Consider the following 15,998-nt stretch of genomic DNA (forward strand, 5'->3'; position numbering starts at 1 on the left):
GCCAACAGCGATAGATCGGTTCCATCTTCGGCATCGGCTTCCGGCCTGGACCGGCGGCGTGATCCAGTACATCAACCAGTACGAAGGCGGTCCGGCCGGTTTCGTGGCCCGCGCCGACGAATTGCGCGCCCGCTATGGCGATCGGTTCGAGGCACGGACCGTCGCGTTTCCCGAGGACGCCCGCCCGGTCACCAGCTCGCGGCCGGTGTTTCTCATCGCTGCGCTACGCTCCATCACGATCGTCGGGGCGCCCCAGCCCACAGGTGCCGCGGGATGTCCGTATATCGGACCTGTGGTCATGGGCGGTGGAACTGCCACTGCTGGATATCGCTTGTGGCCGCGTAGCGCGTCAACCCGATCTGCTCGGTGCCGGGCTCGTGGCCCGGCAGGGCCAGAACGAACTCGGCGGCGGGCCAAACGGCGATACGGTAGCAGGCGGGATGGGCTTCGTCGGTGCTGATCTGCCATCCCATCGGCGTCCCGCTGCATTCGACATGAACCCCCTCGGACACCAGACCGTCGCCGAGTCCGAGCCGGGTCCCGGTGCGCCCGTTGGTGATGTACCAGATCCCTCCGCCGAATTCCGGCGCGCTCGACAACAGCCAATGCTGCCAGCCGTCCTCCACACTCGCCTCCCCCACTACCGTGACCTGGTCCGCGCTGTCGAGCGCCAGCACATGACCTGTGCCGACGTTGACGATCCGATACACACCCTCGCTCAACTCAGCCATGATCCGCCGTCCTCGCCGTGTGGACACACCCCGCATACCACCGCCGACAGCAACTGCCCCGATAGAACCTCGACCGTGGTGCCACTCACTGATCGCGAGGGTTGCGGTTGATACCGAACTACCCGTCCCATAACCAGTGAACCACCTCGACAGACCGGAGTTCGCCGCCTGCGCAGCCACCGGCACTCGTCACAGGCCTGGCCGCCACCTTGCGCACCGCGCGCGCCTCGGCCCCGCACCGGGGACCGGAACCGCAACCGGCTGTCCCTCTCACTCGACCCGGCGAGTTCTGCCGCGAATATCCCTCGACATCGCGTGCGGTCGTGCAAGCCGGGTATGACGCTCGCACAGCGACCATCGCACGTGCACGAGCACCCGAACGCGGCGCGAACCGCCGCACATCGGCTACGGCCCGGACGATCGAAGGAGACGTCATGCCGGTGCGACACCGCACCTATCTCGTCCGCCTCGACCCCTCCCTGCGCGGCGAGAGTGTGACACCGAGAGGTGTGCGGGGGAAGTTTCTCGACTGGCTGCGAACCGACGACGCCGAGGTCGTCGAGCTCTGCGGCGCGGATCGCGTCGTCATCTCCTGCTCACCGGAGACCGCCGAGGAGATCAGGGACCTCGAGTACGTCCTGGACGTCGCGCCGCACGCGTAGCGTACCGGCGAGCAACACCCGCTCGCCCGGATACCTGGGCGAGGAAACTCCGGGCGGCAGCGGGGAGATCTCAGCCGTTGCCGTAGACACGATCCGGCAGGATCAAAACCACTGCCCGGCGCTCCGCGGCCATCACTCTGTCGTACTCGGCCCAATCCTCGTGCACGCCACCGGCCGCGGTGAACACCTCACGCAGCAGAAGCCGCAACCGCTCGGCATCGACGTCCGGGGTCGGGTCGTCGGGACCCACGATCCACACCTGCCCCTCGACGGCGGACCATTCCCAACCGACGCGAACCACGACCGTGGCACGCGGCCGGGCACGCAGATTGTCCAATTTGCGGGCATCGCCGCGCACCACCATGCCCACCACGTCCGCACCGGTCGCCGGATGCCGCAACACACCCGCGTTGACCACGGACGATTGCATCGTGCGGTCGGCTCGCAGGGTGGAGACCACACAGAGGCCGTGGTCGCCAGTGATCAGCCGGGCGAAGTCCGCGAGATCGGTCACGCCGGAAGTCTACGTAGCCGGGTCGGCGCGGCGGGCCGGAACACGGCACCGGACGACCTGCCCGATCGAATCCGGGAAACCTCGCCGCTGGGCGAGCAGCTCTGTCGCGGCATGTGCTGCGAGTTCGCTACCGGTGTCGACACGGTGTGTGAACAGCAGCGGCCAGGGTAGTGCTGACCATATCGTCGCTGCGTCGACGCTGCCCGATGCCTTATCGACGGGTCGCGCTCGCCATCGGCGACAGATCCACGCAAATGCAGAGCGATCTGAAGGCTGGTGGCGTCATGATCTCGCAGGTTCTGGATGCCCGTGTCGTCCCGCACGCCGGATCCCGCTCGCGGGCCACGTCGTGACCGCGGGCGGCTCGTCCAGTTCGTCCCGGGCGGTGGTTCGCACCGATCGGCCGGAGCGGTACGGCAAGCAGTTGGTGTCGCATCTGGGGCGGCGTAACGGGGGCGAGTGGTCGGCGCAGTCCTCGTCGGGCTGGATCGACTTGGACTCCGGCCGCGCGACGGTCACCGCGCAGGAGGGCGAGCTGCATCTGCGGATCGAGGCGGCGGCCGACGACCTGCCGCGGCTCGAGGACGTGCTCGCGAGGCACCTGGTCCGGTTCGGCGAGCGCGACCAGCTGAGCGTGACGTGGCAGCACGATCCCGCCGCCGCGGATTCGACCGATCCGAGCGGCGACCGCCCGCCGGAGAACTGACGCCTACCTTCCATCCGCGCCGCCTCGAAGACGCCATCGACCCCACCGGCCGCGCCTTGGATCGGTTCGGCGTCCCCACCGAGATATTCCCGCCGGGACGACGAACTACGGCGCTCGGTGACACGCCCTGGTGAAGACCCGGTTCTCCGACCCGAAAGGAGTGTTCGTGCGACGCAGAACGATGCTGGCGGCACTGGCCGCGGTGACCGCGACCCCACTGGTGGCCTCGGGGTGCGACTCGCGACAGGAGCAGGACACCGAGTCCGGCGACTCGGACGCCCTGCGCTTCGACCCCGAGAAATACAGCATCGAAGCCAAGGCGGTCGCCACCGCCGATGGCGAGCGGCGGATCACCTACCACCAGTACAAGGGCATCGTCTACGTCGCGAAACCGGTCGACGAGCAATACCAGAGCCTGACCGTCAGCGTCCCGGTCCAGATCGACGGCAGCGCCGTCGACGCGAGCGGGGCACCGATCCTGCTCAGCAACAACATCGGCGGATACATGTCGTCCTCGGTGACCAAGTCCGGCGGCACGCCCGGTGGCCTGCCGTCCGGCGCGGCCCCGCCCAGCGGCGCGGCACCGGGCGGATCGGGCGGGTTCGACGACGGCGCGAATCGCACCGGCAACCCCGACCTCGCGCTGGCGGCCGGTTATGTGGTCGTCGAGCCGGGCGCGCGAGGGCGCGATCTGGTCGGCTCCGACGGCGTCTACTACGGGGTCGCTCCGGCGGCGATCGTGGATCTGAAGGCGGCGGTGCGGTATCTGCGACACAACAGCGGGCGGGTGCCCGGCAATACCGACTGGATCATCTCCACCGGTGTGAGCGCCGGCGGCGCGATGTCGGCGCTGCTGGGCGCCTCGGGGGACAACGACCGCTACCACTCCTACCTCACCGAACTCGGCGCGGCCGACGCCTCGGATGCCATCTTCGCCAGCGCCGACTACTGCCCGATCACCGACCTCGAGCACGCCGACATGGCCTACGAATGGAACTGGGGCGACAACCCGCCGCACTCCGGTGAACAGGTCGACCAGACGGTGTCGCGGGAACTCGCGACAGCCTTTCCGGCTTATCAGGCATCGCTGAATCTTCGAGGGCACAACGGGTCCGGAGCGCTCACCGCGGACAACTACGCCGACCACCTGCTGCGCACCTACTTGCAACCGGCGGCGGGCAAGTACCTGAAGGCGCTGCCGGACGCCGAGCGCGGCGCCTACCTGGCCGCGAACCCATGGCTGCGTTTCGACAACGACACCGCGACCTTCACGTGGGCCGATTACCTCACCCACGTCGGCGCGCGCAAGAAGAACGTGCCCGCCTTCGACGCTTTCGACCTGTCCTCGGGCGAGAACAACGAATTCGGCAACGGCACCACCAAAGCGCGCCACTTCACCCTCTACAGCCTGCGCCACGCCACCGGCAATGCGAACGCGCGGCTCGACAGCGACCTGCCGGACAAGATCGAGTTGATGAACCCCATGTACTTCCTCGGCCGGGACAATCCCGGCCGCGCCCGGCACTGGTGGATTCGCGTCGGCACGAAAGACTCCGACACCTCCCTCACCGTCGTCGGCAACCTCGCCGCCAAGCTGGAGAATCTCGGCGCGGACGTGAACGCCGCCATGTATTGGGACGCGGGCCACGGCAGCAACGAAGACGCCGGGGACTTCATCGCCTGGATTCGCGGCATCACCGGCTACGCCCGTTAGCTACGCCCGATTCTCTTTCGGGGCGGGGATGGTCAACAGGCCGAGAATCGCCCGAGCCTGCTCCGCGGTCGGCGTGGGCAGGCTGCCGCGACCGTGGATGAAGCCGATGCCCAAGTACACCATCGCACCGGCGCGCAACCGTGCTTCCTCCGGTGCGAAGCCCAGTTCCAGCATCGCTTTCTGCACCGTTTCGAAGATCTGTTGATCCAAGGCGCGGACCGTCGCTGCCACCTTCTCATCGCTTCGTGCCCATTCGCGCACGGTGGCTTCGGTGGCCCAGGTGCCTTGGTCGATGAGATTGGCGGCCATGTTGGCGATGCGCTGCTCGACCGGAACGGACTCGATCGCGCCGAGAGCGCGAATGATCTCGGTTTGCAGCGCGCTCCAACGGTCGGCCATCGCCTCCATGAGCTGTTCGATATCGTCGAAATGCCAGTAGAAACTGCCTTTGGTGACACCGAGTTCCTGGCACAGCCGGGGAATCTTGATGGCGGATACGCCTTCCCGGGCGAGCAGCGCCAGAGCGCCGTCTACCCATGCCTCGTACGAAAGCCGCGGCGCGCGGCTGCGGCCGCGTTGCTGCGCCGCCGCTTTCCGGGAGCGCCGCGGTGCGGAGTTCGCGGTGTCCACGTCGGGGGGCCGGATGCTGTCGCCGGCCGGTGGCCGGTCGGCTGTCATCGGTGCGGCCCCATCTCGGTGGAAATCACCACTCGATGGTAGGTGACCCCGTCACGGGGCCACTTCAGCGCGGTGACCGTGCACTGCACCCGTCTGGCGATGGTGCCGTATCTGCCGGTCACCGAACTCCTTTCGCGATCATTACGCACGGCCGCATTTCTTCCATTCAAAAGGGTACCGATAACTATACCCAATGGTATTGTCACCGGCGTGGACCTGCCCTCGGCCATCCACACTCCTCGAAGCCATACTTTTGAGTACTGTCAGATGTACCTTAGAGTATGGTGTGTGAGTGCGACGCTGATCACAGGCGGCGATCGAAAGACGAATCAGGAGGCCGACTTTGGCCGACACGGTGCACGACCACTTCCAACGCATCCCCTACCGGCCCGCGGCAGACGGCAAGGTGCAGATCCACTCCGGCTCGAGCCGCCACTACCCCACCCTGCACGGGAATCTGGTCACGGCGGAAGGAATCTCCCCGCGCACCGCGGTGCTGATGGCGCATCCGGCGTCCAACTTCCTGTCCCATTTCCTGCTGGGCGCCTTCGCCGCGGCGGGCGTGCCGATCATGGCGATGAACACCCGCTACGCGGCCAACGAGGCCGCGCTGCTGATGGAGCGCGCGGCCGAGGATCTGGGCGCGGGCGTGCGCTGGTTGCGCGAGAAACACGGCTTCGAACGGGTGCTGCTTGGATTCAGCGGCGGCGGACCGCTGATGTCCTTCTATCAGTCACAAGCCGAGAATCCCTCGATCACCCGGACGCCGACCGGCGACGCGGTCTCGCTCGACGGCCTGATTCCCGCCGATGGACTGATGCTGGTGGGGGGCGCACCCGGGCCGGGCACGGGTGCTGCGGAACTGGATCGACCCGGCCGTGGTCGACCAGCCCGAGGGTCTCGGGCAGATCATCGAGCACTTGCGGTCCTGGCTGGTCCGGCGCGAGTTGGTGGGCTGAGCAGGCCGGGCCGAACGACCCGGACCGCATCGGATACCAGGAAAGGTCACCCATGTCAGTGGAAGTCCCGCCCGCGGGCGCGGATGTCGTCGCGCAACAGCCGTCGGTGAAGTGCCCGACCGCGTTCCGGTACTGGGAAGCGCGCCGGTCCCCCAAGGTTCAGCGCCTCGAGCGTCTGTTCGTGAAAGTCACCGGGAAAGAGCTGTTTCCCACCGACGCGCAAGCAGTCGCGTTGTGCGAGGACTTGTTCACCGGCGATCCGGTCGCGGAACGGTTCGTCGCGGAGGTGATGCACGGCGCGGCAGGCCCCCATGCCGGACGACGGATGCTGGAAACCGCCCTCGCCGCAGGCATCGACGCCGTACCGGACGCGCCGGAGTCGATGCGCGCGCTGTTCGAGGAATTCGAGACGGTGCCCGAGTGGGTGGTGCCCGACCTGGTCGAGCAAGGCGCGGCGATCTGGCGACGGTGGGGCACGATGCTGTTCAGCTTCGCCGGCGCGGAAACACTGGAGATGTACACCGAGGCCGCTGTCGCGACCCCGCTGTCGCTGGCCGGCGGCTACGCCGGGGACAGCGCGCTGCGCCGCTTCCTGGAGACCACCCGCTTCTGGATCGATGTCTCCGAGCCCCGCGCACTGCTGACTCCGGGCTCGGCGGGACGTGCCACGGCACTGAAGGTGCGCATCATGCATGTCTCGATCCGCGCGAAGGTCGCGGGTCATCCGGAGTGGGACATGGACAGGTGGGGCCTGCCGATCAGCCAGACATACCAGATGCTGACCCTCCTGGGCGGCAGCGTCACCCCCGGCCTCGGATTGTGGGCGCTCGGCTATCAGACCACCCCCTCGGAAATCCGCGCGCTGCTGCATTTCCAGAGGTACATGGGATACCTGCTCGGCGTGCGGCTGCGCTGGTACCCCGAAACGGTCCTCGACTCGCTGCGTGTTCTCGCCATGACCATCGCGTCCCGCTCCTACGACGCCGGTAAACACGGCGCGGAGTTGATCGAGTCCTACCCGGTGGCCTTCGCGCCGCGCGACGGCCACCGCGGGCTCACGCGACTGCGTGAGGCGTACAACTTCCGCATCAACTCCGTGTACTCCGCGATGTACATGGCTCCGTGGACCCGGCGCCGGTACACCATGCCCCCGGCGTTTCCCTGGATCGGCATTCCCCTCCTGCGTTTCCCCCTCATCACGGCGATGGAGATTTTGCGCAGAACCTTCCCGCCCTTCGCGCGGGCGCACGAGAAGCTCATGCTCTGGCACCGCGAGAACTGGTACCGCGCCCAGATGCAGGGCCGCGAAGCGGCTTTCGACGCCAGCGGGGCACTACGCCGATGACCTGCGCGCCGCGGTCGCCCTGTGCGCCGCCGCGTCCGGGCCGACCCAGGACCCGATGCGCCACCGTCGTGTCCACCGACACCGAAAGCAGTTATGACCACCGCAGAAATCGTCGAAGTGTGGAATGGGCCCGGCCGCCGGGACGGGGTACTGACTTCCGTCGAGCCCCAGCACAACGGACTGCACCCGTCGCCGAGCAAACTGGCGTTCGAGCACTGGTACTTCGACGCTCACCTCGACACCGGGCACGTGGTGATCGGCTTCCTGACCAAACGGCGACCGGAGGATCTGCCGAACGCCAAACCATGGGTGGAGATGATGGTGTACGCCCCGGACGGCACCCGCCGCCAGGTGTCGCGGCGGTATCCACGCGCTGCGGCGGTGTTCTCGGCCGACACCTGCGACGTGCGCATCGGCGCCAACCACGCCCACACCGAGTACCCGGCGCACGAGCTGCCGATTCACCACCTGCACATGGCCGAGGACGGCTTGGTCTTCGACCTGCGATTCCACAACGAGACCCCCAGTTGGATGCCGGGCAAAGGCGAGACCCGCTTCGGGACGCGGGATTCGTTCGGGTGGGTCGTCGCGGCGCCGCGCGCGCGGGTGAGCGGCGCCATCGAGCTCGACGGCGTCCGCCACGAAGTCACCGGGCGTGGGTATCACGACCACAACTGGGGCGTCGGCGATATGAAGAAGATCATCGACCGCTGGCACTGGGGGCGGCTCTACGTCGAGGACTATTCGCTGCTCTACGCCTCGGTGCTGACCCAGCGGCGGCAGGGCGGGCACGAGATCAGTCCGCTGATGCTCGCCCATCACGGTGACATCGTGTTGTCCACCGGCGAGACGGTGCTCACCGAAGGTCCCGCGCGATTCCACCCGATCGCCGGTCGAACGTATCCGGAATGGATCGAACTGCGCGTACCGGGGAGCGTGGATCTGCGCCTGGTCGTCGAGAAGGTCATCCATGCCCACGATTTGCTCGATGACATTCCCGTCGCTCGATCACCACTGATCAAACCGCTGGTGCATCGGCTGGTCGGCCATCCCGGCTACTTCCGGTTCGAGTCGTCGTTCGAATTGACCGTCCACACCGGGACCGGCATCGAGACGCGCACCGGCTCCACGCTGCACGAACTGGTCGCCCTGGCCTGACCCCGGCCCACCACCCAGCTCCCGGAGACGAAGACCAGCCCATGCCGAACACCCGACCCGCCCGCGCCGCGGACTCGCCCGATACCGTCTCCGCCACACCGGAACTCGCCTGCCGACTCCGAGGAGAAGACCGTCCACATCGGGCTGTGACCCACCGTTCGCACCTTCGCGTCGGCGCGCTGCGGTCCCCTGCGGATCGCGCCGACGGCCGCCCGTCCGCGGGTCGCGTCGGCTAGAGCCTTCCGACGCCTCGGTCGGGAGTCACCCGGACGGTGACGATCGGGATGTCGCCGTAGGTGACCGCGGCTTCGGGGTTGTGCCCGGCGTAGGTCATCCCGGTGTGGGTCAAGGATGGGAGACCGCTGCTGCCGCTCGCCCACCGTCGGCGCCGCCGGGGTCTACCTCCGATCGAATCTGCCCATCCGCGCGGTGACCGAGGGTTGCGATTGACCGGCCCAGCTATCCGTTTCGTGGGCGATCACCTCGTTGACCCGGTAGGAGAAATCCCTCAGCAGTCCCATCCGGCGGTCTATCTCCCCGTTGGAATTGGCGGCGGCCCGCGAGACAGATGCCCATTCCAGTTGGAAGTCGCACAACATCGCGTTGATCGACTGCGCGCTGCGGAGATCACGCATCCACGCGGTGGAGACGCCGAAGAAGCGGTCGAATCCGGCGCCTCCGGCCGCGCAAGCGAGCAGGACGTATCCCCAGCTCGGGTCGATGGCGTGCACTCCGGCGGTCGTCAGTAACGGCACCAATATTCCGAGTAGGCCCAGAACGAGCGTCGTCGCGGTGAGGGCCAGGCTGGTTCGCCGCTTCGTTAGGCTGTCCCTCGAGTACCAATCGCGCGCGTCTATGGCATACGCCTCGACACGTTGGAACAGCCGGGCAAGGGTCTCATCGGAACTCGACCAGTCGGCGGATCGGAGGTCCAGCGAAGGCGGCACTCCGAGGTCCTGCGAGCGATCCCCGCCGATGGGCGATCGGTGCTCTGTCACGGCCGTACTGTATCTCCCCTACCTCCCCGGGTTCATCTTTCGACCGTTCACCGGTCGATCGCACGGCGTTGCGCGCTCCCGCGCGTCGCCGACCCGGCACATCCAGGGTCCGACACTGCGCCGCAACGGGTTTCAGCGAAAGGCGGGGTGACCGGCTCTCCCCTCCGACGAGTCGGTCACCCCAGCCCGGTCCGGCGCTAGCGCGTACTCATCGCCGATGCTCCGCGGCGCTGCCGACCGGCTCTCCCCTCCGACGAGTCGGTCACCCCAGCCCGGTCCGGCGCTAGCGCGTACTCATCGCCGATGCTCCGCGGCGCTGCCGACCGGCTCCTCCCCCGGGCGCGCACGACCGGCAACGGCGGCAGCTTGCGTATCCGGCCGTCGACCCGGAAACCCAGCCGCGCACCATCTCTCAGTGTCGGCCAGCCCAGTTCGGCGACGAATCCGCGTTTTCAGCGGGATGTCACGTGGCCACCGCGCAGGCACAGCGGAGCGATCGAGTCCGACCCGACCAATGGCGGCGAGAACTCGCGGCATGGCGGTGCCGGTAATCAGATCGCGCTGATCGCAATCATTCATCGAACGCTGCCCGCCTCTTAGTGTCCGGATACCCCCTTCTGCCGGGCCGTGCGCACGGACGACCGCGGTCGGGGAATGCCGTATCCGCCTCGGTTCTCGACGCCGAAACATCCTCGATTCGGAGCGAAGTGCAGCCAACCCCGTGGTCAGCGAAGGACACTCGGCTCGAGCGAGTACCGAGCACTGCGCCGGGAAGGCTCGCCGGTCTCCGGGCGGACCTGTCGACGCTGGACGGCCACTGGGGTTATGTGAGCGCCGCGGTCGGCAGCGTTGTCACACTGATCCTGCTGTTCCAGCCGTGGCTCCGCGCCGCGGGGGCGGACGGCAAAGCCAGTGCGAACGCCTTCGGCCGGATCACCGCGACCACCTCATTTCTGAACACCTGGTCGTCCGCGCAACCGCCTACCGCCCGCATCAGCGGTGCCCTGGCGTTGCTTTCCGCGGCCGCGGTCGTCGTCACCGTTTGCCTGGTCGCGGCGAACCTCCGGCTTCGCACCGACACTTTGTCGCACGCGGCGACGGTTTCCACCGTGATCACCGCCGCTCTCGTCTTGCTGACGGTGCTCTACATCAACAGCCAGGCCCCCGAGTTACGCGCCATGCTCGCCCGGACCACCGACCTGGGTGGGCAGATCGGAATGGTGACGAGCTGGGCCTTCGGCAATGGCAGCCTCATCGCGCCGGGAGTCCGGCAGGTCTCCTACGACACCGCCGGACTCACACATTGGGCACTGCTCGCCGGCGTCACCTCGCTGGGCTCGGCCGTCACCGCCGTCGCCCAATGGGCATACAACCGCCCGGCCATTTCTCTGCGCCTGCCGTGGCGCAGCGCCGGAAATGGACCGGCCCGGCGAGACGAGCGTCAGCCCACCTAACGCTTCGGCGAGCGCGTCACCGGCCCACCCGGTGACATGTGTCGGCGCCTACCCGTTGCCTCGCAGATCAACCGACGGCGATCTTCCCGGCTCGGTGGCCGCACGGAGGAGCATCTCTCAGTGGGGCGCCGGGCGCAGGTGCACGACTTTCGTCCGAGTCATCTCGTCCAGCAATTCGGGTCCGTATCCGAAGCCCGATCCGCTGGCCCGCCGGGGGTGCGCGGCTCCACCGGGCGCCCCACCGAACACAGCGTTGATCTTCACCGTGCCGACCGGCAATTCTCGCCAGGCGTGCTGAGCGTGGGCCATCGATGGAGTGAGTACGGTCGCCGCGAGTCCGTAGTCGTCGGTGGCGGCCTCCGCGATGCCCTGCTCGAACGTGTCCACCCGCCGCACCGGCGCGACCGGACCGAAGGTTTCCTCCCGCATGATGCGCATGTTCGAATCGCAGTGTGCCAGCACGGTTGCCGGATAATGCGCCCCGGCGCCGGCGGGCACCACTCCGCCGGTCAGCAGATCGGTCCCGAGGTCCACCGCGTCGCGCACGTGGGCGTGGACCTGATCGCGATGACGCCGGTCGACCAACGGCGCCGTCTTCCAGGACTCGGCTTCCGCGACCAGCGCCGCCAGAAAAGCCTCCGCGACATCCCGGTGCACGAAGACCCTTTCGACGGACACGCAGATCTGGCCGGAATTCGCGAACGCGCCGAGCGCCGCCTGCCCGGCGGCCCAAATGGGATCCACCCCGGCGTCGACGACGAGCGCGTCGTTGCCGCCGTTTTCCAGCAATGCCTTGGCGCCCGTAGCCGCCACGCTCTTCGCGATCGACCGCCCCGCGGACGTGCTGCCGACGTGCGCGACGACGTCCACATCGGTGCGGGCGGCGAGCAGCGCGCCGATCCTCCCGTCGCCTTGGACCGTCTGCAGCACCCCCTCGGGAAGCGCGCGGGCGAGCAATTCGCCGAGCAGTCCGCCGGTATGCGGTGCGCGTTCGCTCGGCTTGTAGACGACCGCGTTTCCCGTGGCCAGCGCCGCGCCGAGCAAGCCGCAGGACACCGCGACCGGGTCGTTCCACGGTGTCAGCGCGACGACGACGCCGCACGGCTCCCACACCATGAGGTCGGTCGCCTCGAAGTCTCCTTGCAGGGTCTTTCCCCGGTGCAGTGGCCCCAGCTCGGCATACTGCTCCAACGTCGCGGCACCGGCCAGCACACCTTGTTTGCCTTCGGACCGCTGGCGTCCTGTTTCGACACGGTTGAGCTCGGCCAGCTCATCGGCGCACTCGCGCAGCAAGGCGGCACCGGCACGCAGTGCGGCGGCCCGCTCCGCCGACGCGGTGCGCGCCCACGTCGACTGGACCCGATTGGCCATCTCGACCTGCCGATCGATCTCCGCGAGGCCGGTCATGGGCACATGGCCGACGGTAGCACCGGTGGCGGGATCGAGTATCTCGATCATTTCGGTTGCCCGATTCTCGGTGGGAAACGTGACAGCGTTCGGTGCGCTCATATCGCGAGCCATTGCCTGGCACCCCCTGTGTTCAAACTCGTCGGCACCGCCGTTCGCGTCAGCAGGCACCGGGCAGCGACGGCACACGCATGTCGATAGCTGACAGATTGCTAACAGGTGCGGAAACCGGGTTTGATCGCGGGAGTCACAGGCAAGAGCTACCGGCATGGCCGCAATCACCGAACGGCTGACCGTGCTGCTGTGGCACGTGCACGGCTCATGGACGACGTCGTTCGTCCGAGGGCCGCACCGATACCTGGTGCCGGTGGTGGACGGCGGTGGCCCGTGGGGGCGCGGGCGGTGCGGCCGCGACTGGCCCTCCGCCGAGGAGGTGCCCGCGACGGCATTGCGCGACACCGAACCGGACGTGGTCGTTCTCCAGCGCCCGGAGGAAATCGACCTCACCGAACGATGGCTCGGGCGTCGTCCCGGCGCCGACATTCCGGCGGTCTACGTGGAGCACAACACGCCACGTCCCAGCGCGGCCACCACCAGGCATCCGCTGGCGGATCGCACCGACATCCCGATCGTGCACGTCACGCATTTCAACAACCTGATGTGGGACAGCGGACGCGCGCCCACCCGGGTTGTGCCGCACGGCATCGTGGACCCCGGCGCGCTGTACACCGGCGAACTGCCGCACGGCGTGGCCCTGATCAACGAACCGATGCGGCGCGGAAGGATCACCGGATGCGATCTGCTGCCCGACTTCGCGATGGCGGGACCGGTCGATGTGTACGGCATCGGAGCGGACGCCTTCACCACCGACCGACCCACCGCCCACCCGATTCGCGGCATCGGTGACCTCCGGCAGTCGGCATTGCATCCGGAAATGGCGCGCAGGAGGGTGTACCTGCACACCGCGCGGTGGACCTCCCTCGGATTGTCGCTCCTGGAAGCCATGCACCTGGCCATGCCGGTGGTCGCCCTCGCCACCACCGAGGCCGTCGGCGCCGTGCCGCCGGAAGCCGGTGCCCTCTCTTCCGACGTCGCGGCGCTCACCGCGAAGTTCCGCGAATTCCTCCACGAACCCGACCTGGCGGTGCTCGCGGGCAAGTCGGGACGGCAGTTCGCGCTGGAACATTACGGCCTAGAGGTCTTCCTGCGCCGGTGGGATTCCCTCCTCGCCGAGGTCACCCGATGAAGGCAGTGTCCCGGAGACAGAAGGCGGAATCATGAAGATCGCGATGGTGTCCGAGCACGCCAGCCCACTCGCCGCGCTGGGCGGGGTCGACGCAGGCGGACAGAACGTTCACGTAGCGGAATTGTCCGCGGCCCTGTGCAGACAGGGGCACGAGGTCACCGTCTACACGCGACGGGAGGAGGCGCGGGCACCGCACACCGTGACCACCGAACAGGGCTATCGCGTGATCCGCGTCCCGGCCGGGCCCGCCCATCCCCTGCCGAAGGACGAATTGCTGCCGCACATGCGCGATTTCGGCGCGTTTCTGCGAGCGCACTGGCGGCATCAGCGCCCAGACGTGGTGCACGCGCATTTCTGGATGTCCGGCCTAGCCGCCCTCCGGGCCGCTCGCCCCGCCGCCCTGCCGGTGGTGCAGACCTTTCACGCCCTGGGGGTGGTGAAACGCCGCCATCAGGGGGCGAACGACACCAGCCCGGCCCACCGGGTGCGCCTCGAACGATTGATCGCCACACAGGCCGACCGGATCATCGCCACCTGCACCGACGAGATCTTCGAATTGGCCAGGATGGGTGTGCCGCGGTCGCGGACCTCGGTGATTCCGTGCGGCGTCGATCTCGCCCAGTTCACGCCCGACGGACCGAGCGCACCGCGGTCGGCCGGGCACCGGATCGTCAGTGTCGGCAGATTGGTGCCGCGCAAAGGTTTCGACACCGCGATCACCGCGCTCACCAGCCTGCCCGACACCGAGTTGATCTTGGTGGGCGGCCCGGACGACGGCGACGTGGCCGATGACCCCGAAGGCAGGCGGCTGCTCGCACTGGCGGCGGAACTCGGTGTGCGCGACCGGCTCCATCTGCTGGGCCAGGTGCCGCGGACTCGGATCGCCCCGCTACTGAGGTCGGCGGATGTGGTCGTGTGCACGCCGTGGTACGAACCCTTCGGCATCACACCGCTGGAAGCGATGGCTTGCAGGGTTCCCGTGGTCGCGACCGCGGTCGGAGGTCTCGTCGACACCGTCGTGGACGGGGTGACCGGCAGGCTGGTCCCACCCCAGGCACCGGCCGAGCTGGCCGACGCGGTCCGCGAACTTCTCGCCACGCCTGCGGTCAGGCAGAACTACGGTCGCGCTGGACGCGAACGCGTCGAAGCGCGCTACTCGTGGGATCGGATCGCCACCGAGACCCTGCACGCGTACCGGCGGCTGGCCGCCGCGACCGTACGGGCGCAGAACGAAAGCGGGCCCACCGACGGTCGCGCGGTCGACCGCGCCGGAGACAGCGACGGGCTTGCCACCGGGTCATCCGCGATAGATCCATCCGCGATAGATCCATCCGCGATAGATCCATCCGCGATAGATCCATCCGCGATAGATCACAGCATCCCCGCGAACGGCCACGGGTAGGCGAGACCATGTCCGCACAATACGAACGCGCCTTGGTCACCGGCGGTTGCGGATTCGTCGGATCGCACCTGTGCGAACAGTTGCTGGACGCGGGCACGGCCGTGGTCGCGCTGGACAACTTCGCCACCTCCACGGTGGACAATGTCGCCCGGCTGCTGGACCGCCCCGAGTTCGACCTCATCCAGCACGACGTCACCGACCGGTGGCCGGCGCTGGGCTTCTTCGACGTCGTCTTCCACCTGGCGTCGGCCGCCTCGCCTCCGGACTACCTTCGGCTGCCGATCGAGACACTCCGCGCCGGATCACTCGGCACTGCCAACGCCCTCGACCTGACCGAGCGGAACGACGCGCGATTCGTCCTCGCGTCGACGAGCGAGGTCTACGGCGACCCGGCTGTGCACCCGCAGCCCGAGCAATACTGGGGACACGTCAATCCGGTCGGTCCGCGCAGCGTCTACGACGAGGCGAAACGGTATGCCGAAGCGTTGACCATGGCACACCGCCGGGAACGGGGGCTCGATACCGGAATCGCCCGAATTTTCAACACCTATGGTCCCCGCATGCGTACCGACGACGGCCGGATGGTGCCCACCTTCATCGCACAGGCGTTGTCGGACACACCGCTCACCATCGCCGGAACCGGCGAGCAGACCCGCTCCCTGTGCTACGTCGACGACACGGTGCGCGGCCTGCTGGCGCTGGCGGCCACCGACCACTCGGGACCGGTCAACATCGGCAATCCGCACGAGATCTCCGTGCGCCGCCTCGCCGACGAGATCCGATCGGTAACCGGCAGCCGGTCGGAGCTGACCTATGTCGAGGGCGCGATCGATGATCCGAAGCGGCGCTGCCCGGACATCACACTGGCCCGTCGGGCACTGGGCTGGGAGCCGTCGGTCGGCAGAGCGGAGGGACTGCGCCGCACGATCGACTGGTTCGCGGGGCGCGCGAGCGAGTCTGCTGGGAAGTTGCTACGGCGATAGCTGTCGTGCATGAATCGGTTTAGTGGTGACTTCGGCGGGTA

At 68.0% G+C, this 15,998-nt stretch carries 16 protein-coding genes; 10 read left to right on the plus strand and 6 right to left on the minus strand.

Features of this window, described 5'->3' with window-relative positions; genetic code table 11:
* Window positions 1-296 precede the first annotated feature (296 nt).
* On the minus strand, window positions 297-731 hold the full coding sequence (locus ACZ6DL_RS17325; RefSeq protein WP_466052147.1) for an RICIN domain-containing protein: 435 nt from the start codon (window positions 729-731) through the stop codon (window positions 297-299).
* Between the two features lie 434 nt (window positions 732-1,165).
* Here ACZ6DL_RS17325 and ACZ6DL_RS17330 point away from each other — a divergent pair, with 434 nt between their 5' ends.
* On the plus strand, window positions 1,166-1,393 hold the full coding sequence (locus ACZ6DL_RS17330; protein WP_466052149.1) for a hypothetical protein: 228 nt from the start codon (window positions 1,166-1,168) through the stop codon (window positions 1,391-1,393).
* A 70-nt stretch (window positions 1,394-1,463) separates the two neighbouring features.
* Here ACZ6DL_RS17330 and ACZ6DL_RS17335 read toward each other — a convergent pair whose 3' ends face one another.
* Window positions 1,464-1,907, minus strand: coding sequence for a pyridoxamine 5'-phosphate oxidase family protein (locus ACZ6DL_RS17335; RefSeq protein ID WP_466052151.1), 444 nt, complete (start codon window positions 1,905-1,907; stop codon window positions 1,464-1,466).
* Window positions 1,908-2,292: 385 nt separating this feature from the next.
* Here ACZ6DL_RS17335 and ACZ6DL_RS17340 point away from each other — a divergent pair, with 385 nt between their 5' ends.
* Window positions 2,293-2,613 (plus strand): DUF2218 domain-containing protein, encoded by a 321-nt coding sequence (locus tag ACZ6DL_RS17340; protein WP_466052153.1) that lies wholly within the window; start codon window positions 2,293-2,295, stop codon window positions 2,611-2,613.
* Window positions 2,614-2,779: 166 nt separating this feature from the next.
* Window positions 2,780-4,327 (plus strand): subtype B tannase, encoded by a 1,548-nt coding sequence (locus ACZ6DL_RS17345; RefSeq protein WP_466052155.1) that lies wholly within the window; start codon window positions 2,780-2,782, stop codon window positions 4,325-4,327.
* Here ACZ6DL_RS17345 and ACZ6DL_RS17350 read toward each other — a convergent pair whose 3' ends face one another.
* Window positions 4,328-5,005 (minus strand): TetR/AcrR family transcriptional regulator, encoded by a 678-nt coding sequence (locus tag ACZ6DL_RS17350; protein WP_466052157.1) that lies wholly within the window; start codon window positions 5,003-5,005, stop codon window positions 4,328-4,330. It abuts the gene before it with no gap.
* Window positions 5,002-5,127, minus strand: a complete 126-nt coding sequence (locus ACZ6DL_RS17355; RefSeq protein ID WP_466052159.1) for a hypothetical protein — start codon at window positions 5,125-5,127, stop codon at window positions 5,002-5,004. Before ACZ6DL_RS17355 ends, ACZ6DL_RS17350 begins: the two co-directional genes overlap by 4 nt.
* A gap of 221 nt (window positions 5,128-5,348) precedes the next feature.
* Between ACZ6DL_RS17355 and ACZ6DL_RS17360 the strand changes: the two genes are divergently transcribed.
* The 3 genes from ACZ6DL_RS17360 to ACZ6DL_RS17370 all read left to right on the plus strand — a co-directional run bounded on the left by ACZ6DL_RS17360 (window position 5,349) and on the right by ACZ6DL_RS17370 (window position 8,467).
* On the plus strand, window positions 5,349-6,074 hold the full coding sequence (locus ACZ6DL_RS17360) for an alpha/beta hydrolase family protein (protein WP_466052161.1): 726 nt from the start codon (window positions 5,349-5,351) through the stop codon (window positions 6,072-6,074).
* Window positions 6,017-7,309: an oxygenase MpaB family protein gene (locus ACZ6DL_RS17365; RefSeq protein WP_466052163.1), complete on the plus strand. Its 1,293-nt coding sequence runs from the start codon at window positions 6,017-6,019 to the stop codon at window positions 7,307-7,309. Before ACZ6DL_RS17360 ends, ACZ6DL_RS17365 begins: the two co-directional genes overlap by 58 nt.
* 93 nt (window positions 7,310-7,402) lie before the next feature.
* Window positions 7,403-8,467, plus strand: coding sequence for a lipocalin-like domain-containing protein (locus ACZ6DL_RS17370; protein WP_466052165.1), 1,065 nt, complete (start codon window positions 7,403-7,405; stop codon window positions 8,465-8,467).
* Window positions 8,468-8,865: 398 nt separating this feature from the next.
* Here ACZ6DL_RS17370 and ACZ6DL_RS17375 read toward each other — a convergent pair whose 3' ends face one another.
* Window positions 8,866-9,465, minus strand: a complete 600-nt coding sequence (locus ACZ6DL_RS17375; RefSeq protein WP_063049816.1) for an SLATT domain-containing protein — start codon at window positions 9,463-9,465, stop codon at window positions 8,866-8,868.
* 707 nt (window positions 9,466-10,172) lie between these two features.
* On the opposite strand from ACZ6DL_RS17375, the gene ACZ6DL_RS17380 reads away from it, so the two are divergent.
* Window positions 10,173-10,919: a hypothetical protein gene (locus ACZ6DL_RS17380; RefSeq protein WP_466052167.1), complete on the plus strand. Its 747-nt coding sequence runs from the start codon at window positions 10,173-10,175 to the stop codon at window positions 10,917-10,919.
* Between the two features lie 117 nt (window positions 10,920-11,036).
* On the opposite strand, the gene ACZ6DL_RS17385 is transcribed toward ACZ6DL_RS17380, so the two are convergent.
* Window positions 11,037-12,428, minus strand: a complete 1,392-nt coding sequence (locus ACZ6DL_RS17385; RefSeq protein ID WP_466052169.1) for an aldehyde dehydrogenase family protein — start codon at window positions 12,426-12,428, stop codon at window positions 11,037-11,039.
* A 166-nt stretch (window positions 12,429-12,594) separates the two neighbouring features.
* Here ACZ6DL_RS17385 and ACZ6DL_RS17390 point away from each other — a divergent pair, with 166 nt between their 5' ends.
* From ACZ6DL_RS17390 to ACZ6DL_RS17400, 3 genes are read left to right on the plus strand one after another with little or no spacing between them, the layout of a single operon-like run.
* Entirely contained in the window at window positions 12,595-13,572 is a 978-nt protein-coding gene (locus ACZ6DL_RS17390) for a glycosyltransferase (RefSeq protein WP_466052171.1), read from the plus strand.
* A gap of 31 nt (window positions 13,573-13,603) precedes the next feature.
* Entirely contained in the window at window positions 13,604-14,974 is a 1,371-nt protein-coding gene (locus ACZ6DL_RS17395; RefSeq protein ID WP_466052173.1) for a glycosyltransferase, read from the plus strand.
* 8 nt (window positions 14,975-14,982) lie between these two features.
* Window positions 14,983-15,957, plus strand: a complete 975-nt coding sequence (locus ACZ6DL_RS17400; protein WP_466052175.1) for a UDP-glucuronic acid decarboxylase family protein — start codon at window positions 14,983-14,985, stop codon at window positions 15,955-15,957.
* Window positions 15,958-15,998 lie beyond the last annotated feature (41 nt).

This window comes from Nocardia sp. NPDC041819 (assembly GCF_055590505.1).